Here is a 22,291-nt window from a genome sequence, read left to right on the forward strand (position 1 = left end):
TTATGGCAGTTAGAAAAAATAATACATCGTCTAAAGCAATTGATAAAGACATCAATTACTATAAAAAGAAGTTTTGGAAAATCTACTTTTATGGTTTGGGCATTTTGGCTCTTTTCTTCCTTTTTGCCTCTTGGGGACTGTTTGGTTCTATGCCTTCTTTTGAAGATTTAGAAAATCCAGACTCAAATTTGGCTACCGAAATCATTTCGTCAGATGGAGTGGTTTTAGGAAAATATTTCCAAAAGAATCGTTCGCAATTAAAGTATTCTGATTTGCCGAAAAACTTTGTAGATGCCTTGGTAGCGACCGAAGATACTCGTTTTTATGAGCACTCTGGTATCGATGGTAGAGGAACTATGCGAGCTATTGTAAGTTTAGGAACTAGTGGTGGTGCTAGTACACTAACTCAACAATTGGCCAAACAATTATTTCATGGAGAAGGTTCGAAATTCCTACCTTTTCGTATTGTTCAAAAAATAAAAGAATGGATTATCGCCATCCGTTTGGAAAGACAATACACCAAAAACGAAATCATTGCGATGTACTGCAACGTCTATGATTTTGGAAACAACTCTGTAGGAGTTAGCTCGGCAGCAAAAACCTATTTCTCCAAAGCGCCAAAAGATTTAACTATAGACGAATCTGCTGTTTTGGTAGGAATGTTTAACAATTCTTCAAAATTTAACCCGGTTAAACATCCTGTAGCATCAAAAAAACGTAGAGATGTAGTGCTTTTGCAAATGGAAAAAGCCGACATCATCTCTACATCAGAAAAAGAAAGATTGCAAAAGTTACCCATAAAACTCAATTTCAAATTAGAAACTCATAAAGATGGTATTGCGACTTATTTCAGAGAATACCTAAGAGATTATATGAAAAAATGGGTAGAAGAAAACAAAAAACCAGACGGTACAGATTATGACATCTACAAAGATGGTTTAAAGATTTATACCACCATTGATTCCAGAATGCAAACCTATGCTGAAGAAGCAGTAGCGGCACATATGGCGAACATGCAAGAAGAATTCTTTTTACAACAAAAAGACAACAAAAATGCACCTTTCGTAAACATTACCGAAGCCGAAACGCAACGCATTATGAACCAAGCCATGAAATCCTCTAACCGATGGAATGTCATGAAAGCTATGGAAAAAAATGAAGACGAAATCATTGCTTCATTTAAACAAAAAACAAAAATGAAGATTTTCTCTTGGAAAGGAGAAATTGATACCGTAATGACTCCAATGGATTCTATTCGTTATTACAAACACTTTTTGCAATCTGGTTTAATGGCAATGGAGCCTCAAACCGGAAGCATCAAAGCTTGGGTGGGCGGAATCAATTATAAATATTTTCAATACGATCACGTAGGACAAGGAGCGAGACAAGTAGGATCTACTTTCAAACCGTTCGTTTATGCAACTGCTATTGAACAATTGAACATGTCACCTTGTGACTCTATCATTGATTCTCCTTTTATGATTCATAAAGGACGTCATCATGTTACCGAAGATTGGGAGCCAAGAAACTCTGATAATAGATACCGCGGTATGGTTACGTTGAAACAAGCTTTGGCACATTCTATCAACACTATTTCGGCTAAATTGATTGACAAAGTAGGGCCAGAAGCGGTTATTGAATTAACACATAAATTGGGTGTAAAATCAGAGATTATTACCCAACCTTCTATTGCCCTAGGAGCTGTTGAAATCACAGTTGAAGATATGGTGGCTGCTTACAGTACTTTTGCCAATCAAGGGGTTTATGTAAAACCACAGTTTTTAACCAAAATCGAAGATAAAAGCGGAGTGGTTATTTACGAGCCAATTCCTGAATCGCATGATGTGTTGAATAAAGACATTGCTTTTGCGGTGATTAAATTACTAGAAGGTGTAACCGAAAGTGGTTCTGGAGCAAGATTAAGAACAGAAGGAGGAGGAGCAGGAGACAACCGCTGGACAGGCTATCCTTATATGTTTAGAAATCCTATAGCTGGAAAAACAGGAACATCTCAAAATCAATCCGATGGATGGTTTATGGGTATGGTGCCGAATTTAGTTACGGGTGTTTGGGTAGGTTGTGAAGACCGTTCTGCTCGATTCAAAAGTTTAACTTACGGACAAGGGGCAGCCTCAGCATTGCCAGTTTGGGGGTATTTTATGAAAAAATGTTATGAGGACCCTAGTTTACAAGTTTCCAAAGAACCTTTTGAACGACCAGCCAATCTTTCAATTAAAGTAGATTGTTACACTCCAAGAAGAGCCGTTGCGGTTGACACTACCGCTACAGAACAAACTACCGAGGAATTCGAACTATAAAAATTCAATAGGCCATAACGACAGTTAGAAAGCTATCGTTATGGCTTCTTTATTTCAAATTTTTTTTTTTTTAAAACCAATCTTCGCAATCGATTTCGTTATTACTTCTTTTTTTGAATTAATTTAGCGGCTGCGATGAAATTTCTATTATTAAAGAGATTTTACATCGTTGTTTTATTGAATAAATACATTATCCCTAAAATAAATTGTAAACATATGATAAACAAAACGGTTTCCAATGTTCAAGATGCCCTTCAAGGTATCGAAAACGGAATGACACTGATGTTAGGTGGCTTTGGCCTTTGCGGAATACCTGAAAACTCCATTGCAGCTTTAGTTCAAAAAGGCGTTAACGATTTAACTTGTATTTCAAACAACGCTGGTGTAGATGATTTTGGACTTGGTTTGCTTTTACAAAAAAAACAAATCAAAAAAATGATTTCTTCTTATGTGGGAGAAAATGCAGAATTTGAACGCCAAATGCTCTCTGGCGAACTCGAAGTAGATTTGATTCCTCAAGGTACTTTAGCTGAACGTTGTCGTGCGGCTCAAGCTGGTATTCCTGCTTTTTTTACTCCTGCTGGTTATGGAACTGAAGTTGCCAAAGGCAAAGAAGTACGCGAATTCAATGGGAAAATGCACATTATGGAAGAAGCTTTCAAAGCTGATTTTGCCATTGTGAAAGCTTGGAAAGGTGATACTGCTGGGAATTTAATTTTCAAAGGAACGGCTAGAAATTTTAATCCGTGTATGTGCGGTGCCGCAAAAATTACCATTGCTGAAGTAGAAGAATTAGTAGAAGCAGGAACTTTGGACCCGAATCAAATTCATATTCCTGGAATTTTAGTACAACGTATTTTTCAAGGCGAAAAATATGAAAAACGAATAGAGCAAAGAACGGTTAGGAAAAGATAGTGTTCAGAGGTCAGTATTATAGTATTCAGTCTGAAGCTAAAACTTAAATGTTCCTAATTCCTTGTCTGATTCAAAACTATTTAGTAGACAATACTAAACTTATATGACTTATATGTTTCAAAAAACAAAATTATGCTAACAAAAGAAGATATAGCAAAACGCATTGCAAAAGAAGTACAAGACGGTTACTTTGTGAACCTAGGCATCGGAATTCCAACTTTGGTAGCCAATTATGTAAGAGAAGATATTTCGGTTGAATTTCAAAGCGAAAACGGTGTTTTAGGCATGGGGCCCTTTCCTTTTGAAGGCGAAGAAGATGCCGATTTAATCAATGCTGGTAAACAAACCATTACAACGCTTCCTGGAGCTAGTTTTTTTGACTCTGCTACGAGTTTTGGAATGATTCGTGGTCAACATGTGGACTTGACTATTCTCGGCGCTATGGAAGTAGCCGAAAACGGAGACATTGCCAACTGGAAAATTCCAGGAAAAATGGTCAAAGGAATGGGTGGCGCTATGGATTTAGTGGCATCGGCAGATAATATTATCGTGGCCATGATGCACGTAAACAAAGCTGGAGAAAGTAAAATCCTAAAAAAATGCACCCTGCCATTAACTGGCGTAGGCTGTGTAAAAAAAGTAGTAACCGAATTGGCAGTTATGGAAATCACTCCTAAAGGATTTAAGCTTTTGGAAAGAGCGCCTGGCGTATCGGTAGAACACATCATTGCTTCTACGGAGGCCGACTTAATCATCGAAGGCGAAATTCCAGAAATGGCGATTGATTAAATAGTTGTAATACAACTAACCGCAATAAATACTCTTTTTACCGCATTAATTTGAACTAATGCGGTAAGTATTTTATATTTGAAAAGAACGTTTATTAGTAAATCGAAAGCAATAATAAAGAGGCCCAACAACTACACCGTAGTCCATTGTATTTAAACCAAAAAAACAACTTCCAAAAAAACTGACGAAGCATACCATATGTGACCTCTGAAAAATAAAATTTACATATATGAAAAGAAATATTTCAAATTATGTAATGCACGTTTCGTTGTGTTTTACATTTCTTTTTTTGCCATATGCCTTTTCTTCAAATGGTGTTTTTTTTAGTTTTCCTGACTTGGTAAACAATGCTCATGACAGAATTTATTTTTTCATTTACTTCTTATTACTTGCCTTTTTTTACTTCAATTTCTATGTGTTAATCCCTCAATTGTATTTCAAGAAAAAGCAAGTACAATACATAGGGCTCCTTGTGTGCTTTTTACTTTTTTTCCTTTTGATTTCAACCTTCTTGGATAATCCAAAAAGGAATTTTTTGGATTTTGGTCACCATACCCCTTTTACAACCGACAAAAAATTTATTCCTAAACCAGAAGAATTTAATCCGAAAGAACATCCGTTTTCGGACAGAATACCATCTCCTGAGCAGAACTGCTCAATGGTGAAAAGAACGCGACCCGCACAATACAATCATACAATTTTGGTATACCTCATAGGATTAGTCTCAAGTTTATTTATTGCCATAAAACTCAGGTTACAAAAAGTGGAAGAAGATAAAATGAAATCTGAATTATCCTTTTTAAAAGCACAAATCAATCCACATTTTTTATTCAATACACTTAATAGTATTTATTCTTTGGCAATAAAAAAGGATGATAAAACGGCAGATGCTGTAGTTCAATTATCTGAGTTAATGCGATATATTATCTCTAATGCAAATGATGATATCATTGCTCTAGACAAAGAAATCAACTACATAAATAATTATATCGAATTGCAAAAAACGCGACTTGGCAATACCGTAACAATCATATATGAAGTAACAGGAGATACTTACGGAAAAGCAATTACGCCTCTTATTTTAATTTCATTCATCGAAAATGCATTCAAACACGGGGTAAATCCAAATCAAATTTCAGAGATTTGTATTAAAATTACCACTGTAGATGATGATTTAACGCTCTATGTTTCGAATAACAAAGTAGACTCTATTCAATCTGATAGTGGTATTGGTTTGCAAAATACCATTGAGCGTTTATCACTATTGTATCCTAATAATCATGTTTTATCTATTGATGATAATCCAAAAATGTATGTAATAACCTTAACGCTAAAAGTAGGATGATAAAAGCAATTGCACTAGATGACGAACCACCTGCACTGGAAGTGATAGAGAATTTTTGTGCCAAATCAGGCGTTGTTAATTTGGTAAAAACATTTACAAAATCCGAAGATGCATTAAAATATCTAAAAAAATATCCTGTTGATTTATTGTTTTTAGATATCAATATGCCTTCTATTACTGGTATCGATTTCTACAAAAAAATCCCTCACAGAGCGATGGTTATTTTTACAACCGCTTATTCTGAATATGCTGTTGAAGGCTTTACACTAAGTGCAACCGATTATTTATTAAAACCTTTTTCTTTTTCACGCTTTGAACAAGCAATAGAAAAAGCTACTACACAATGGAAACAGAACCATCAAAATCCTGAACAACAATACCTTTTTATTCGAGCCGACTACAGTTTAAAAAAAATTCTATTATCTGATATTCTATTCATAGAAGGCCTAGATGATTACCTTAAAATTCATATTCAAAATCAAAAGACAATTGTAGCCCGAATGACGATGAAAGCTTTGTTACAAAAACTACCCGAAAGAGAGTTTAGTAGAGTACACCGTTCATTTATAGTATCTATATCCAAAATAGAAAAAGTACGAAACAAAATAATTTACATTAATGAAGAAGAAATTCCAATAAGTGCGAGTTATGAAACTTCTTTTTTAGCTTTGCTAAACAAAGAATAAATCGTAGTATTCGTGTTAAATAAATACTTATTATTCTATTTACCTCTTAAATGCTTTCTGTTACCTCAATGTTTTTTAACAATTATACATATTTACCTATTTTTACACCATAACCTTAAAATTGTAAACGCATGGAAAGAAAAGATTTTTTAAGAGGATTGGGCTTAGTAGGATTGGGATCATTAACTATTCCTGTTATTAATGCTTGTAGCAAAGACGATGATTCTTCTGTATCTAGTTCAGATAGTACTCCTTCTTCTGGCTCTGGAACTTGTACAGTAACCCCGTCAGAAACTGCTGGGCCATTCCCAACAAAATCACCAGATTCTTTGGTTAAAACCAATATTGTTGGCGATAGAACAGGTGTCGCTTTTACGATCAAAATCACCATCAAAAACACTAAATCTAGCTGTGCCGCCCTTGCAGGTGCTATCGTAGACATCTGGCATTGTGATAAAGATGGATATTATTCAGAATATGGAGGAACCTCTATGCAAACAGCAGATTTCACGGCTGTTCACTTTTTGAGAGGCAGACAAACGACAGATGCGAACGGATTAGTAACCTTTTCTTCTATCTTTCCAGGATGGTATCAGAGCAGAGCTACCCACATTCACGTGCATATCTATAACTCGGCAGGCACCTCTCTCCTAATCACCCAAATTGCTTTTCCAGAAGGAGCTGATAGCGCTGTGGTACAAGTAAATGCTGCAACTTCAAAAGGATATACCAAAGGAATGTCTGGCTATACTTATAACGCCTCAGACAATGTGTTCTCAGACTCTGCCGCAAGCGAAATGTCAACCATAACAGGAAATGTAACAGATGGATTTGTATTGACACATACCATCAATGTAACAACTTAGTCGCTTTAGGTAATACTACTGAACTTGTTTTTTTAAGTAAAGACTCTGAAAAATGATAAAACAACAAAGTGCTCAAATTTATACCTCAACTTCTAGAGGAGAAACAACCCTTGCAATGAAATTTAAGAGATTCTCTACTTTTAATTTCAATGAGTATAGAGCGGATTCAAGAGAGTCATTTGGAACGATTGAGGTCATAAACGAAGAAATCCTTGCCCCTAGTCAAGAGACGACAACTGACTTAAAATCTAATACAGAGCTACTCCTGATTCCACTCTTTGGAACCATACAGTACAATGATCATTTAAACGATTCGCATTTTATTAAAATTGGACAAATCCTTCATGCTACAGCCCAAAAAGGATATTCATATTCAATAGCTAACGCCTACTCAAAGGACAACATTAGTTATCTACAAATTTGGCTGAAAAGTGAAAACAGCATCTCAAAAACAACTTTAACTACATTAGCTTTTGATTCTAATCCAAAAAATAAGCTTACTTTAATTTATAAAAGTCAAAATACTATTGGGTTTATAGGCGTTTTTAATGGAAGAAAAGACGGATGTTACAGCTTAAAAAACAAAAATAATGGAGCTTTTGTGTATGTAATCAGTGGAGCTTTTGAAGTTGAAAACCGATTATTGGAAACAAATGATGGACTAGGACTCAAAGAAACCGAAGTTATCGAATGGGAGGCCTTGTCTGAGAATGCGGTTCTGATGTTATTTGAAGTGCCATTATAATTTTTATTTATGTATAAAGCCAAAATTAGACTCGCCTACAGACTTATCATTGACCAAACATCAACCTATTTATGGGACCAATATGTATGGGAAGATACTTTTAAAGAATTTGTGATGCAAAGTCAGCAATTTAATTCAAAAGAGGAACCTAAAAACACCTTTAGAGCGCTTTTGAGTCATAACGAAAAAGCCTCTCAATTACATTATTTGACAGGGATGGCAGCACAGAATTATATAAATCAGCTGAATGGAAATTTGTATCGTGTGCCAGATATTCTGGGCAATAATTATTTACCTTTCATAAATTATCAATTGGATATTATCAACTCAGACATAACGGATAGCTCAAAACACAAAATAGGAATCACTTTTTTTTCACCCTTGCTAACATTATTAGATATAATAGAAGGTAATTATTTGATTTCTAAAACTTGTGAGGATGCTTCGGGTTACGAAACCTTTATGTACCCGTTACAACCCAATTTATCAATTTGTTATTATCAAAAAAACACCTCTGCGAAATATGCTCTTCAAACATTTTAATAAACCCTTTTATAACAAAAATTAAGCCCCAAAAATTCTTGGTCTAATGTACTGGTTTCAAATAAAAATAGGGTTAATAAAAAAGACTGCCTCGACAGAGACAGCCTTAGTTTGATGATTATGAATTATAAATTTTCGAAAAAGTCATTCCCTTTATCATCTGTAATAATAAAAGCAGGGAAATCTTTAATGGTAATTTTACGAACGGCTTCCATTCCTAATTCTTCAAAATCCACTACCTCAACAGAAAGAATATTCTCTTTTGCCAAAATTGCTGCTGGTCCACCAATAGATCCCAAATAGAATCCTCCATAGGTTTTACAAGCGTTCATTACGTCTTTGGTTCGGTTACCTTTGGCCAACATCACCATACTTCCGCCATTTTTTTGGAATTCTTCTACATACACATCCATACGACCTGCGGTTGTTGGCCCAAAACTTCCTGAAGGCATTCCTTCTGGTGTTTTGGCTGGTCCAGCATAATAAATAGGGTGATTTTTAAAGTATTCTGGCATCGGTTTTCCTGCATCTAACAACTCTTTGATTTTCGCATGTGCAATATCACGAGCTACAATTAAGGTTCCGTTTAGTTTTAATCGTGTTTTGATAGGATATTTAGACAACTCCGCCAAAATTTCTGGCATAGGCTTGTTCAAATCAATTTCGACAGCCGCTTCTAAATGAGGAGGAATTTCTGGTAACAATCGTTTTGGATTTACTTCCAATTGTTCTACAAAAATACCGTCTTTCGTAATTTTCCCTTTGATATTTCTATCCGCCGAACAAGAAACTCCTAATCCAACTGGACAAGAAGCAGCATGACGCGGCAAACGAATTACACGAACATCGTGTGTGAAATATTTACCTCCAAATTGTGCTCCAATCTGGCTTTCTTGGCAAATGATTTGTACTCTTTTTTCCCACTCCAAATCACGGAAAGCTTGACCTGCCATGTTTCCAGAAGTAGGCAAATGATCAAAATAACCTGCAGAAGCTTTTTTTACAGCTGCCAAATTAGCTTCGGCAGATGTTCCTCCAATCACCAAAGCCAAGTGGTAAGGTGGGCAAGCAGATGTCCCCAAATCCATGATCTTAGCACGAATAAAAGCATCTAACGATTTCTCATTCAATAATGATTTCGTTTGTTGGTATAAATACGTTTTATTCGCTGAACCTCCACCTTTAGCTAAAAACAGAAATTCATACGAAGTGCCTTTTTTAGCATAAATATCAATTTGAGCCGGAAGATTGGATCCTGAATTTTTTTCTTCAAACATGCTAATGGGCACAATTTGAGAATAACGTAGGTTTCTTTCTTGATAGGTATTAAAAATCCCTTTAGACAAGTACTCTGCATCATCGACGCCAGTGTATACATTTTCTCCTTTTTTTGCCATCACAATCGCCGTTCCCGTATCTTGGCAAGAAGGCAATTCGCCATCGATAGCTACTACGGCATTTTGCAATAAATTATACGCTACAAAACGATCATTATCGGTCGCTTCTGGATCATCCAAAATGGCTCTTAACTTTTCTAAATGCGAAGTACGCAACATAAAAGAAACGTCTCTCATAGCTTCTTGAGCCAATAACTCCAAACCTTTTGGATCGATGGTTAAAATTTCGCGTTCGCCTAATTGTTCAACTTTTACAAAATCAGAAGTAATTTTTCGGTATTGGGTTTCGTCTTTTAAAATAGGATAAGGATCCTGGTATATAAAGTCCATATTGTATTATTTTTTTATGAAAGGTAAAGATAAGAATTGTTCAAATACCTACTATTGATTTTTGCTAGCTCTTCTTTTAGAATGGGTATAAATTAAATCATCATTATTGTAGAATTGTTATTATTCCCTAATAGCTTCAATAATGACATCCGCCCAACATAAAAATTTTGATGCAATATTTACATACGCCCAACGGATTAAAATCCGTTGCTACAATATAAGTCGTTCCTACGGAACTATTGCGAGTTTAAAAGAGCCATCGGCTCGATCCATTTTGTAGGGCTGGACTTTAGTCCAGTTTACATAAGAAGTCATAAAAAAGAGCCATCGGCTCGGCCAATTTTAATCACATAATTATCATATCAATTCTTCAAAAACATATCGCTCTTCGAAAGGTATATGAAACTTATCTAGAAATTCTAAATATTCTTGTTTGAAGGTTTTTTTCTTATGATGTTCTTCCTGATTAGCAACATATTTATAAACAGCATCAATTTGAGATTGACTGTAAGAAAAGGCACCGTATCCTTCTTGCCATTCAAATCTTGAGATGGTTAATTTTTGATCGTTGATGTATTTCGATGATTTTGCTTTAACCGTTTTCATTAACTCCGAAATGGAAACTGTGGGCTTTAATCCTAAGAAACAATGAACATGATCTTCAACACCGTTTACAATTATAGTTTTACAACCAGTTTCATTAATCAAATTACCAATTACACTAAATACCGTAGTTTTCCAATCATCAGCAATAACTGCATCACGATATTTCACCGCAAAAACTACTTGAATATAAACTTGATGATAGGTGTTGGCCATATATTATATGTTCCGTTCCTACGGAACTAGATTGTTTCATTACATACACATCAACGGATTAAAATCCGTTGCTACAATATAAATCGTTCCTACGGAACTGTTACGTTTGTAGAAGAGCCATCGGCTCGACCCATTTTTTAGGGCTGGACTTCAGTCCAGTTAGCTCGTCCATTTTGTAGCAAATAATCTAAAAAAACCAGCTAGCCACAAAAATAGCCGTAATCACACAAATCACATCTACCAACAACATCGTTCCTAAAGCATAACGGGTATTTTTGATGTTTACCGAACCAAAATAAACGGCAATCACATAAAAAGTACTTTCGGCGCTGCATTGAAAAATACTGCTGAGTCTTCCGGTCATCGAATCGGCTCCAAAAGTATTCATCGAATCAATCAAAAAGCCGCGTGATCCTGCCGAGCTAAACGGTCTAAGCAAAGCTACTGGTAACGCATCGGTGATTTGTTTGTTAACTCCCATATTAGAAAAGGCAAAAGCTACCCAATTGCTCACAATTTCGAATAAACCACTATTTCGGAACAAAGAAATAGCGACCAACATGCCCAAAACATAAGGAAAAATGGTCACTCCTGTTTTCACTCCATTATTGGCTCCCGTTACAAACGCTTCGTAAACGGTGGTGCCAGCCTCTGTAAATTTCTTTTCTTTTACAAAAGACAAAATCAGCGTAAAAGCAATAATGGCTACTAAAATTAAAGCCGAAAGATTAGAAGTAAAGTAATTTTTACCAATTAAATCCAAGTGATTCACATACATCAATAAACCTACAATAGCGGCGATTAAAACCATTAATCCTAACACTAACGAAGCACTTTTAAAATTGATTTTTTGTTTTATACCTACAATTAAGAAAGCCGCAATGGTTCCGATGAAAGAAGTAATAATACAAGGCAACATTACATCGGCTGGATTGCTAGCTCCTGCTGCTGCACGATAACCAATGATAGAAGTAGCAATCAATGTAAGTCCCGATGCGTGCAAACACATGAACATGATCTGCGCATCACTGGCTTTATCTTTTTCTGGATTGATGGTTTGCAAACTTTCCATCGCTTTTAATCCAAAAGGTGTGGCGGCTGAATCTAACCCTAAGAAATTTGCAGCAAAATTCAAAGTCATATAGGAAATCGAAGGATGATTTTTAGGAATGCTTGGAAATACTTTTACGAACACTGGACTCAATACTTTGGCTAGTTTTTCGGAAGCTCCTGAAATGATTAATAATTCCATTAATCCACAGAAAAAAGCTAGGTAAGCCATCAATGGCAAAATCAAATCGAGCAAGGTACTTTTACATGTTGGCAAGAGCCCATCAGATTTTTGAACGCCGCTAAATACTTTTACCACTTTGTTTTTATACACATAAGTAGTGTCAGCGTTTAGGGTGTCTCGGTTGATGACCATGGTTTGATCGGGTGCCTTTTTAAGACTGTCTTTGATAAAAACAGGCATTTGCTCTAGATAGTGTTCCGATAGTAAAATAGGATCGTCTTTTTTGCCATTCAAAACATGATCAATAGTATAACTATTGCCCGAAAACAAACTCACTACTACAAAAAGGATGGAAGAAATAAATATAACCAACCAAAATCTACTCAATACCATAATTTATAATTTTTGTAAATGTAATATTTTGTTTTTTGATAAAATAATCAGAACCAAAAGAACACTTTGTTGAAGAAAAATTATGTAATAACCGTAACCTAAACTATCATAGGAATTGTAAATAGAAATAATCATCAATCCTAATGTTAAAACAATCAACAATAAACTAATTTTTTTTCTATTATAAAAAAGTAATAAAGGCGTAATCACAAGTGAAAAAATTATTAAGATAAACGCTAAAAATTCAAAAACATCTAAAAAAGTAATAGATCGGAAAGTAAAAAAATCAACCAAATACTTAATAAAAGGATCATAATAATAGTCCGTAGAACCACCTCCATCCAAAGCACAACTGATGATTATAACTTTATTAAAAGGTAGAAATAATGAAATAAATCCAACAAGACTAAAAATTAAAAAAAAAGCTTTTTTATACATTTAGGGTTAATTTACACATGAATAATCTCCTCTTCAATCAGTAGATCTTCTCTGCGAAGGCGAAGGAAAATCTGCGCCACGGCAATAGTATCTTTTTCGCAATAGGTTACGATGCGATCGATGTCTTTCTCTACATAAAAAACATGTCCGACTTGGCTGCCGTCGATATCGCCTTTGGAGGAAGGAATGCCAAGTACTTTACACATTAATTTTAAGGAAGTAAAATGCTTGTAATCGCCAAATTTCCATAATTCTAAGGTGTCCAAATGCGGAATCTCCCAAGGTTTTTTACCAAATAAATTGAGTTTGTCGGGAATGGGCATTTGATTGATGATCATTCGGCGGGCTAAAAACGGAATATCAAATTCTTTGGCATTATGACCACACAACACGTGTTGCGGCTGATTAAAATGATTGTTGATTAGATTACTGAAATCCTTCAATAGCTGCTTTTCTTCACCAAAAAAAGAGGTCACTCTAAAATTACGAATGTCCCCTTTGATGATAAAATAACCTACCGAAATGCACACAATTTTTCCAAACTCGGCCCAAATTCCAGCACGGTCATAAAATTCTTCAGGTGTAAAATCGTCTTTGCGTTGGTATAGTGTTTTGTGGTCCCAAAGCGCCTTCATTTCGTCATCCAAAGTATTGAAATCAGCAACTTCAGGAACGGTTTCTATGTCTAGAAAAAGAATGTTATTGAGGTTTATTTTTTCGATCATTTGTAAGTGATTTATTCACGAATTTAAATAATTGAAAATAAAATTCGGGAATTTGTGGCTATAATTTCAGAAAAGTGTTTGTTGGCCAGATGGACTTTCGTGTTCCAATAGCCATTTTTTGCGCCACAATCCGCCAGCATAGCCCGTTAGTGAGCCATCAGTACCAATGACTCTGTGACAGGGTACTACGATCCATAGCGGATTTTTTCCGTTGGCCGAAGCTACGGCACGAATGGCTTTGACATCGCCTAGTTTTTTGGACAAATCCATATAACTACAGGTTTTTCCGTACGGAATTTCGAGTAGGGCTTGCCACACTTTTTGTTGAAAGTCGGTTCCTTTGGGGTTAAGTTTGAAATCAAAATGAGTTCGATTGCCTTGAAAATAGTCATTAAGTTGGGTAACGGCGTTTTGTAAGACTGATGGTATTTCAGAGGAAGCCATACCTTCATCTGAAACAGAAATTACCGAGATTCCGTTTTCATCGCCAATAACGGTCGTAATTCCTAAAGGTGTTTGAATGTAGGCTGTTTCCATAATTGCAAAATTGAATTGTAAAGTTAAACTAAAAACTTACTGCTATAATTACACAACGCAAAACGTTCATTTCTTTTTCAAAAACTCAATAGCAGTTGTAGCTATATCGGAATGATGTCCCTTTGGCGTTGCCAATAAAATGTCGGTAAAAAGCTTAACCGATTTAATTTCGATATATCCTATTTCTGGGTAATTATGACTTTTTAAAATAGTTGTTGGTACAATAGAAACGCCTAATCCATTTTTGACTAACTGGATAATAGATGAAATGTTGTTAGACTCGTGTATTACTTTAGGCGTAAAACCAAAAAAAGCACAGATTTCCAGCAAATTATCATAATACTGTGGTGAATATTCTTTATTGAAAAATACAAAAGTAGTTTCGCTCAGTGTTTCTATCTGCTGTTCGTATTGTATTGGATACCGTTTTTTATTGAATACTAAAGAAAAGCTGTCTTTGAACCATAATTCTGTTTCAATTTTTGGCGAATGCAACGGTGCTCGAACAATTCCTAAATCAATTTTAAATTCTTCTAAAGCTTTAATTTGCTTAACTGTTGGCACTTCGTACAATCTAAAATTCACATAAGGAAACTGTTCTGATAAATATTGAACCAAATCTGAAATGTCACCCGAAAAAGTAGAACTCACATAAGCAATGTGGAATTCCCCGCTTTGATTTTCGCTTATTTTTTTTGCTTTAATATTTACTCGTTCTATGCTTTTCAATATTTCGCGCATTTCTTTTTCATAGAATTTCCCTGCTTCGGTGAGAATTACCCGTTTGTTATTGCGTTCGAAAAGCTGGGCACCAATTTCAGTCTCCAATTCTTTGATTTGCCTACTTAATGGCGGCTGAGATATGAATAGTTTTTCGGCTGCGCGAACAAAACTTAGTTCTTCAGCTAATTTCAAAAAGTATTTTATATGTCGTAATTCCATGTATACCTAATAAGTATTATTTTATGACAAAATAAGTATTTTTAAGTCATAAATGAAAATTATAGGTTTGTAAAGCAAATGAAACTATATCTCCAAATTTGGAAGGCTCCTGAGACGAAAGATTTATACTCTTTATTCTGAAGAAATAAAATTTAATTTTTTAGATAATGCTTTCTAGAATTAAGCGAAATGCGAATCGGGCTTAGCGAAAAACTATTCCATAACGGAAAAGGTTTCATAATACGATTTGTTGGAAGAAAAAATCTAAAATAAATGTTATGAAAAAATCAACAGTAAACGAAATCAAGGAACGTTTTGATAATGATGTCGAACGCTTTGCAAACTTAGAAACAGGTCAGGTAGCAACGATGGATGCGCAAATTTCGTTAGAGCTTTTAACATCCGCAGCAAAAGTTATACAACCAAATGCTATCAATGTCTTGGACATAGGATGCGGAGCAGGAAATTATACTTTGAAGATGCTTTCCAAAGTGCCCAACTTAAATGCTGTTTTGATTGATTTGAGCCAGAACATGCTAGAAAAAGCACAAGAACGTGTTTCGGAGGCAACAACAGGGAAAGTACAAACGATTCAAGGTGATATACGTGATATTGAATTGCCGAAAAATCATTTTGATATCATCTTGGCTGGTGCCGTCTTACACCATTTAAGAGAAGACTCCGAATGGGAATTTATTTTCCAAAAGTTGTATAACAGTTTAACACCTGGCGGTTGTTTGATGATTTCAGATTTATTGGTTCAAGATCATAAAGAAGTAAACCAATTGATTTGGGAAAGATATGGCAAGTATTTGGAACAGCACGGAGGCATAGAATACCAGCAGAAAGTATTTGATTATATCGAAAAAGAAGATTCTCCGCGCTCAATGACATATCAGTTGGATTTAATGAAAAAAGTCGGTTTTTCGAGTACAGAAATTTTACATAAAAATGCTTGTTTTGGAGCATTTGGAGGGATAAAATAAATTAAACACAAAAAACCACCTCTGAAATGGAGGTGGTTTTTTGTTAATCTGAATCATAGCCCTGATCGTAACGGCATCCTTTGCCGCCGGGGTTCGGCGGGAAAGATACAGTGAAGAGCAGGAAATAGCTCCTAATCCTTCGTATTCGCTCAGGATTTTTTTTATTTCAAATTGGAATAGATGTAAGCTTCTAATCCTTTTAATTCTTCTTCGGACATGGCTTTGGTGATGGCGAAATTGGCCTTCATAATGTCGTATTGACTTGGGTCTATGATAGGTTTTGCTTCTTCTTTGAGGAAGGCAACTAGGTCTCCGTTTTTCTCTTTGTAAGTTTTGGCAATATCTTGCAAGCTTGGACCAATAAGTTTGGTGTCTACTTTATGGCAGGCAATGCAGGCTCCTTTGGTTTCAAAAAGTTCTTTGCCTAATGCCTCGGGCGTTGCAGCTGTTTCGGTTTTTGCTTCGGTTGCTGAATTGGTTGTTGTTGGAGTGCCAAAGGGCTCGGCGCTTTCTTTTTTACAAGAAGTTAGGGCTAAAGCTACTGCAATGATTACTATTTTTTTCATTTTTATTGATTTAAGAGTATCGCAGCTTCTTTGGCAAAATAAGTTGAGATTAAACTAGCTCCAGCTCGCTTGATACACATTAATTGTTCCATCATAATCTTGTCATGATCGAGCCAACCTCTTTCTGCTGCGGCTTTAATCATAGCATATTCACCCGAAACATGGAAAACCGTTACGGGTACATTCACGGCATTTTTTACCTCACGCACGATGTCTAAATAGGCGATTCCAGGTTTTACCATTACCATATCGGCACCTTCTTCCACATCAGACAAGGCCTCTTTGATGGCTTCGATGCGATTGGCATAATCCATTTGGTAGGTCTTTTTGTCTTTGGGCACTTCGATTTCGGCTTCTCTTGGGGCACTGTCTAACGCATCGCGAAACGGGCCATAAAATGCCGAAGCATACTTGGCCGAATAGCTCATAATCCCCACATGATGATAGCCTGCGGCATCCAATCCTTGACGCAAACGCAATACGCGTCCGTCCATCATATCGCTTGGTGCTACAAAATCGGCTCCTGCCTCCGCGTGTGAAACGGCCATTTTTACCAAAGCGTCGTTGGTCGAGTCATTTTCTACATCGCCATTGGCAATGATTCCATCGTGACCATAAATAGAATAAGGGTCTAAAGCCACATCGGGCATAACAATCATTTCTGGACAAGCCGCTTTGATGGCACGAATGGCTTGTTGCATTAATCCGTTAGGATTCCAAGCTTCTTTGCCCGTATTGTCTTTTAGCGATTCACTAACTTTTACATAAATATTGACCGCACGAATGCCTAATGCATAAATTTCTTTAACCTCAGCAACTGTTAGATCAATGGAACGACGATAGATTCCTGGCATAGAAGGAATTTCGACTTGTACATTTTCGCCCTCTGCTATAAACATGGGAAACATAAAATCGGTAGGACTTAAAGTGGTTTCTCTAACTAAGCTTCGGATGGATTCGTTCACTCTTAAGCGACGGTTTCTGTGTAGTGGAAACATGTAGGTATATTTTATATTTTGATCACAATTCAACTTTATGAATCGGAACCGTAAAATTAAGGAAAATAGGCGAAAAGAAAGAACGCTAAGACACTATAAATAGTACTTTTTTTATCTTTTAGGACGTGAATTTGTCCAATTTATTTTAATAAAACATACCATAGCTCTATTTATTTCGTCTAAATTTGCGAAATGAAGAAAATTCTTGTTTTATGTTGCTGTTGGCTCTTAACTAGTTGTTTTGAAATTACAGAAAAAATAAAACACCACGACAATCAAAGTGGTGACTATACGCTTATTATAGATTTTTCTAAATCTTGGTTCAAAACCAAATCGGCTATGTGGTTGGAGGAAGTAGATGGTGTCAAAATTCCAAATGAAGAGGAGATTATTCAAAAATTACTCAACTTTAAACAAACCGCTTCAAAAATTGAAGGTATTGCTAACCTAAGCACGAAAACTGATTTTGACCACTACATTTTTACTATTCAATTCACTTACCAAAATCTCAAAGCCTTGAATGCAGTGGTGAATGTGATTAATAAACAAAAAAATCAAGTACATTTCAACAGCAATGGCAAAACCTTCGAGCGTATTGCTTCTTATCCTGTTCCTGAAAAACTGGTAAAAGATCCCAAAAAAAAGACCGACTTAGAACAAGCCAATATTATCGCCGTTTACACTTTTGACAAAGACATAACAAGCGCAACAAACGGCAATAGTAAAATCGCCAAAAACAAAAAAACCATTTTCTTGAAACAAAGCATGTACAACGTACTCAAGAAATCTTCATTAATGAACAATACTATTCAACTCAATCCCTAAATCTAAAATTCACCCATGAAATCGTTATTGACCTACTTTTTTTTATCGATAAGCTACATTGGCCTTTGCCAACAACCCTCCAAAAATTATGACTATTTTGTACAATACAACGGTGCACAATTCACCAAAAAAGTCAAAATAGAGCAACTAACCAATCATCCGCTATTGAATAAGTTGCAAAAAGAAAATGCTGACTTTGATACGAATGAATTTACCGCTCTTTTTGATTTAGAAAAAAACGCAAGTGTTGTGGGTAATTTTACCGACAGTATCGCCTACTATCAAGCCACAATTCCAATTAGAAACAAAGAAAAATTAAAAGCTTTTTTGACCAAAAGAAATGAAAAAAAAGCACTTTCTGATTCGATAACCAAATTCGAAATTCAAGACTTTGGCACCTATGCGATGCTAAACTCCAGTGACCAAAAGTTTACCATAGCTTGGAATGATAGCTATTTAGTGTTTTTTGAATTGACCAAAAAATATAGCGATATTGCTCCAAAGCGAGACGTAGTTGTAGATTCGGTTGCTGCGCCAACAGTAACAGGTGAAACCTATGGCGACCCAACCGAAACCTCTCCTGTGGAAGAAGTCCAAGAAGAAGTTGTGGTTGATGTTGCGCCTCCTGCTGATGCTCCGGTTGTATACGAAACCAACGATGCAACAACAGAAGACACCTATACCGACGATAGTTATTATAAAGCCTACGAAACCCAAAGAATTGCTTTTGATAGCATTCAAAAAATAAAACAAATCAATTTTACAAAATCACTTTTCGAGAAAGGTTTTGTTGCCCCAACTTCATCCAAAATAAATCCAACCGCTGATATTTCGTCGTGGGTAAATTATGGCGGATTCCTAACCAATTTGAGTTCTTCCTTTTCTACTTTGACACAGTTAAATGCCTACGGTAAATACTTGCCCCTGCAAAAAGGAATTGACACGTTTATCAAAGGGATGAATCTTGATTTTTATTTTGACAATGACAACGCTCGTATAGAAGAAACCATCGAATACTCAAAACCAATTGCGGATATGATGGGAAAAATAAACGACCGAAAAATAAATAAAAAAATCTTTGCTTATTTCCCAGAACAAGAACCTCTAGGCTATTTTTCGTATCATTTTAATTCGAAAGCTTTGTTAGAAAATATGCCCCATATGATTGGTGAAATTTTTTCGAACACCGTCTTTCTGAACGAAGATTTTAGTTTTGTAACCGATTTGATTACCACCTTAGTTGATGAAAAAGCAACCGCAACCTTATTTGATGGTGATATTAGTTTGTTTCTTCACGAAGTGAAATCGAAGGAAGTAAAAACCAAAACGGTTGAATACGACGAAAACTACGAATCCGTTGAAGTTGAAAAAATGGTAACCAAAACGATTCCTGAATTTACAATGATTTTTACCGCTACCCATGCTACATTTTATGACAAATTGATTGATTTGGGAGTTCGCAAAAAAATGTTGTTGCCTAAAAACGGTTTTTATGAAATAGTTGACACAAACGAATTTGGTACCGTTTACATCGTAAAAAATCAAGATGTGCTTGTGGTAACCAACCTTTTGGAACAAACCCAAACCAACGAGGGGAATTTTAAAAATGGCATTCAAAAAAGTCTAAAGCAAAACACCATTTCGGCTGCATTTGATATTCAGAAAATGGCAGACACTTATTTGAAGACCGAAAAAAATAACACAAAAGATAAAAAGTACTTGAACGCTTTTGCTTCAAAATTCAAAACCATTAGCATGGAATCTCCTAAAAAAGTAACGGATAATAAATTAAAAGTTGACCTTCGATTGAATACGGTAAAAGGAGACAAAAACATCATGCTCCAAACACTAGACTTGATTGATGAAATCAGTCAGAAATAACAAAAAAGAAGGCGATTTCTACATTTGAAATCGTCTTCTTTTTTACAAACCAATAGCCTTAGTGCCTTGGTCATATAGTTCTTTAACTTTTTTTGGTGGGTCAAATCGATAGCCAGCAGTCACTCTAAAAGTGGCAATGTTTTCATTAAATCGAACAGGATTGTTGTTGTCCTGAACAAAATTTGAATAATTTAAGTTTACAAAAGTAAAAAAGGAATCTGAGTTATAGCCTAATTTTAGGTTAATAGTAGACTCAATAACACCAGAAAAATCGCCATCAACATCATTGAAACCAGCTCCCACTGCAATTCCAGATGAGACTAATACATGATTGCTGATGACCCAATTGTAGTAATAAGAGGGCGCCAAAGTTACAGAAATGGATTGGTTAATTGTATTATTTTTAATTTTTGGGAAACTAGATAGTACTTTTTATACCAATTTTAAAGGAATTAATATACTCATTTGGTTTTTTTCCATCATAAACCATATGGTCAATAAATTGCGCCGTAGCAGGTTTATAACCATCCGTTTGTGGAATCTCGCTTTTTTGCAAAACACCTTGTTCTAATAAAAGATTCGCTGCTTTTAACCAAATTTCGGGTTTATAGATTTCTTTGATTTTAGAATGATACCATTCATTTGGCATATCACCCGTAATTTGCCCCCAGCGTTTCATTTGTGTTAGAAACCAAATTCCATCAGAATAGTAAGGATAGGTAGCATTATATTTAAAAAAAACATTAAAATCCCCTTCAACTCTGATATCTCCTTTTTCATATTCATAACTTCCTAGCATTGAATTGTCAATTACTCTTTTCTCTCCATCCACATAGGCTTCTTTAGCCAAAATTCGTGAAGCTTCTTTTCTGTTTTCAGGATTATCCAACCATTTCCCAGCTCTTATTAGTGCTTTTGTAATCGCTATAATGGTATTAGGATTGTTTTCGGCAAATTCTTTGGTAGTTGCAAATACTTTTTCTGGATGATTTTTCCAAATGTCTTTGCTCGTTATTAATGGAACTCCAACACCTACATCAACTGCTTGTTGGTTCCAAGGTTCTCCCACGCAATAGGCATTTATTTTTCCTTGCTCTAATACTGTGGGCATTTGTGGTGGAGCTACTACATCAATTCTGATTTGCCCATCTAGGTTACCCAATTGATCTTCTTGGTTGTAAAATCCAGGAATAATACCCCCTGCGGCTAACCAATATCTTAATAAATAATTATGATTAGAGACTTGTGAAACAACGCCCATTACAAACGGTTTTTTTAATTCTTTATACAAAGTTATTGCAGGGATTAGGTCACTAGCTTTTATTGGGTGAATGGGTCTTCCATATTCTTTTGGGAGATAATCGGCAATTTTCCACCATACATCATTAGAAACAGTGATGGCATTACCATTTAAATCCATAGAAAATGGTGTCACTAATGCTACTTGTCTACCTACACCCGAATTTGCTGCAACAATTTGTCCAGCTAGCATATGCGCTCCATCAAGTTGACCATCTGCTACTTTATCTAAGATGTCTCTCCAATTGGCTTGTGCTTCTAAGGTCACATTCAAACCTTCTGCTTCAAAAAATCCTTTGTGTTTAGCTATCGCCAAAGGAGCCATATCTGTAAGTTTTATAAAGCCAAGCTTGATACTCGTTTTCTCCAAAACCAATCCCGAAATTTTAGTGTTTTTGTTGGCTTTTACAACTGGTGGGTTTTCTATCTTTTTAAAACTTGCTAAACTTATACTAACAGTAAATAGCAATGCGATTTGAAGTAATAATTTTTTCATAATACTTATTTTTTTGATTAATTCATCATAAATATAAGTAGTATTACGTAGTTTTTTTGTTGTCTTTTGGGGAGAATTACATTTTTGTTATAAAAACAATAATCGGATAGTTATTTTTTTATTACAGCATTTAACAGGTTAATTTTTCACAAAATTATAAAGTCAAAAAAAAGAAAGCACCAAAACATATATAAAAACCTGCGAAAAATCAGCTACAA

At 35.4% G+C, this 22,291-nt stretch carries 22 protein-coding genes; 11 read left to right on the forward strand and 11 right to left on the reverse strand.

From position 1 onward, the window contains the following. Window positions 1–2: 2 nt before the first annotated feature. The 8 genes from WFZ86_RS07255 (at window position 3) to WFZ86_RS07290 (ending at window position 8,207) form a co-directional block, all read left to right on the forward strand. Complete coding sequence (locus WFZ86_RS07255) at window positions 3–2,318, forward strand: penicillin-binding protein 1A (RefSeq protein WP_342691320.1); 2,316 nt, start codon at window positions 3–5, stop codon at window positions 2,316–2,318. Between the two features lie 216 nt (window positions 2,319–2,534). Further along, window positions 2,535–3,233, forward strand: a complete 699-nt coding sequence (locus WFZ86_RS07260) for a CoA transferase subunit A (protein WP_342691321.1) — start codon at window positions 2,535–2,537, stop codon at window positions 3,231–3,233. Between the two features lie 132 nt (window positions 3,234–3,365). Next, entirely contained in the window at window positions 3,366–4,022 is a 657-nt protein-coding gene (locus tag WFZ86_RS07265) for a CoA transferase subunit B (protein ID WP_342691322.1), read from the forward strand. A gap of 229 nt (window positions 4,023–4,251) precedes the next feature. Then, a complete protein-coding gene (locus WFZ86_RS07270) occupies window positions 4,252–5,367 on the forward strand; it encodes a sensor histidine kinase (RefSeq protein WP_342691323.1) in 1,116 nt (371 codons plus the stop codon). Beyond that, window positions 5,364–6,053: a LytR/AlgR family response regulator transcription factor gene (locus tag WFZ86_RS07275; RefSeq protein WP_342691324.1), complete on the forward strand. Its 690-nt coding sequence runs from the start codon at window positions 5,364–5,366 to the stop codon at window positions 6,051–6,053. The genes WFZ86_RS07270 and WFZ86_RS07275 overlap by 4 nt, the downstream gene beginning before the upstream one ends. A 131-nt stretch (window positions 6,054–6,184) precedes the next feature. Continuing rightward, complete coding sequence (locus WFZ86_RS07280) at window positions 6,185–6,919, forward strand: dioxygenase family protein (RefSeq protein WP_342691325.1); 735 nt, start codon at window positions 6,185–6,187, stop codon at window positions 6,917–6,919. A 52-nt stretch (window positions 6,920–6,971) separates the two neighbouring features. Beyond that, window positions 6,972–7,664 carry a pirin family protein gene (locus WFZ86_RS07285; protein WP_342691326.1) on the forward strand — a complete coding sequence of 231 codons (693 nt, stop codon included), beginning with the start codon at window positions 6,972–6,974 and terminating at the stop codon, window positions 7,662–7,664. A 9-nt stretch (window positions 7,665–7,673) separates the two neighbouring features. Beyond that, the gene (locus WFZ86_RS07290) at window positions 7,674–8,207 is read left to right on the forward strand and encodes a hypothetical protein (RefSeq protein ID WP_342691327.1); all 534 of its coding nucleotides are present in this window, start codon (window positions 7,674–7,676) and stop codon (window positions 8,205–8,207) included. A gap of 125 nt (window positions 8,208–8,332) precedes the next feature. Here the strand turns inward: WFZ86_RS07290 and WFZ86_RS07295 are convergent, their stop codons facing one another. The 7 genes from WFZ86_RS07295 to WFZ86_RS07325 all read right to left on the reverse strand — a co-directional run bounded on the left by WFZ86_RS07295 (window position 8,333) and on the right by WFZ86_RS07325 (window position 15,022). Next, on the reverse strand, window positions 8,333–9,934 hold the full coding sequence (locus tag WFZ86_RS07295) for a fumarate hydratase (protein WP_342691328.1): 1,602 nt from the start codon (window positions 9,932–9,934) through the stop codon (window positions 8,333–8,335). 357 nt (window positions 9,935–10,291) lie between these two features. Continuing rightward, window positions 10,292–10,753: an IS200/IS605 family transposase gene (tnpA, locus tag WFZ86_RS07300; RefSeq protein ID WP_342691329.1), complete on the reverse strand. Its 462-nt coding sequence runs from the start codon at window positions 10,751–10,753 to the stop codon at window positions 10,292–10,294. 187 nt (window positions 10,754–10,940) lie between these two features. Continuing rightward, window positions 10,941–12,380 carry a nucleoside recognition domain-containing protein gene (locus WFZ86_RS07305; RefSeq protein ID WP_024980599.1) on the reverse strand — a complete coding sequence of 480 codons (1,440 nt, stop codon included), beginning with the start codon at window positions 12,378–12,380 and terminating at the stop codon, window positions 10,941–10,943. 3 nt (window positions 12,381–12,383) lie between these two features. Then, window positions 12,384–12,818: a hypothetical protein gene (locus tag WFZ86_RS07310; RefSeq protein ID WP_342691330.1), complete on the reverse strand. Its 435-nt coding sequence runs from the start codon at window positions 12,816–12,818 to the stop codon at window positions 12,384–12,386. Between the two features lie 11 nt (window positions 12,819–12,829). Beyond that, window positions 12,830–13,543, reverse strand: a complete 714-nt coding sequence (locus WFZ86_RS07315; RefSeq protein ID WP_342691331.1) for a 3'-5' exonuclease — start codon at window positions 13,541–13,543, stop codon at window positions 12,830–12,832. Between the two features lie 66 nt (window positions 13,544–13,609). After that, complete coding sequence (locus WFZ86_RS07320; RefSeq protein ID WP_342691332.1) at window positions 13,610–14,080, reverse strand: methylated-DNA--[protein]-cysteine S-methyltransferase; 471 nt, start codon at window positions 14,078–14,080, stop codon at window positions 13,610–13,612. Window positions 14,081–14,146: 66 nt separating this feature from the next. Further along, window positions 14,147–15,022, reverse strand: coding sequence for a LysR family transcriptional regulator (locus WFZ86_RS07325; protein ID WP_342691333.1), 876 nt, complete (start codon window positions 15,020–15,022; stop codon window positions 14,147–14,149). A gap of 278 nt (window positions 15,023–15,300) precedes the next feature. Here WFZ86_RS07325 and WFZ86_RS07330 point away from each other — a divergent pair, with 278 nt between their 5' ends. Beyond that, window positions 15,301–16,008, forward strand: coding sequence for a class I SAM-dependent methyltransferase (locus WFZ86_RS07330; protein ID WP_342691334.1), 708 nt, complete (start codon window positions 15,301–15,303; stop codon window positions 16,006–16,008). 161 nt (window positions 16,009–16,169) lie between these two features. Here WFZ86_RS07330 and WFZ86_RS07335 read toward each other — a convergent pair whose 3' ends face one another. Beyond that, window positions 16,170–16,574 (reverse strand): c-type cytochrome, encoded by a 405-nt coding sequence (locus WFZ86_RS07335; protein WP_342691335.1) that lies wholly within the window; start codon window positions 16,572–16,574, stop codon window positions 16,170–16,172. A gap of 2 nt (window positions 16,575–16,576) precedes the next feature. Continuing rightward, entirely contained in the window at window positions 16,577–17,572 is a 996-nt protein-coding gene (gene hemB / locus WFZ86_RS07340) for a porphobilinogen synthase (RefSeq protein ID WP_342691336.1), read from the reverse strand. A gap of 192 nt (window positions 17,573–17,764) precedes the next feature. Here hemB and WFZ86_RS07345 point away from each other — a divergent pair, with 192 nt between their 5' ends. Together WFZ86_RS07345 and WFZ86_RS07350 are read left to right on the forward strand one after the other, a co-directional pair. After that, a complete protein-coding gene (locus WFZ86_RS07345) occupies window positions 17,765–18,397 on the forward strand; it encodes a hypothetical protein (RefSeq protein WP_342691337.1) in 633 nt (210 codons plus the stop codon). A gap of 15 nt (window positions 18,398–18,412) precedes the next feature. After that, the gene (locus tag WFZ86_RS07350) at window positions 18,413–20,278 is read left to right on the forward strand and encodes a hypothetical protein (protein WP_342691338.1); all 1,866 of its coding nucleotides are present in this window, start codon (window positions 18,413–18,415) and stop codon (window positions 20,276–20,278) included. A 42-nt stretch (window positions 20,279–20,320) separates the two neighbouring features. Here WFZ86_RS07350 and WFZ86_RS07355 read toward each other — a convergent pair whose 3' ends face one another. Next, a complete protein-coding gene (locus WFZ86_RS07355; protein WP_342691369.1) occupies window positions 20,321–20,686 on the reverse strand; it encodes a DUF4421 family protein in 366 nt (121 codons plus the stop codon). A gap of 10 nt (window positions 20,687–20,696) precedes the next feature. After that, on the reverse strand, window positions 20,697–22,073 hold the full coding sequence (locus WFZ86_RS07360; protein WP_342691339.1) for a CmpA/NrtA family ABC transporter substrate-binding protein: 1,377 nt from the start codon (window positions 22,071–22,073) through the stop codon (window positions 20,697–20,699). Window positions 22,074–22,291: the final 218 nt, after the last annotated feature.

Source organism: Flavobacterium polysaccharolyticum, assembly GCF_038739875.1.
GTDB classification, from domain to species: Bacteria; Bacteroidota; Bacteroidia; order Flavobacteriales; family Flavobacteriaceae; genus Flavobacterium; species Flavobacterium polysaccharolyticum.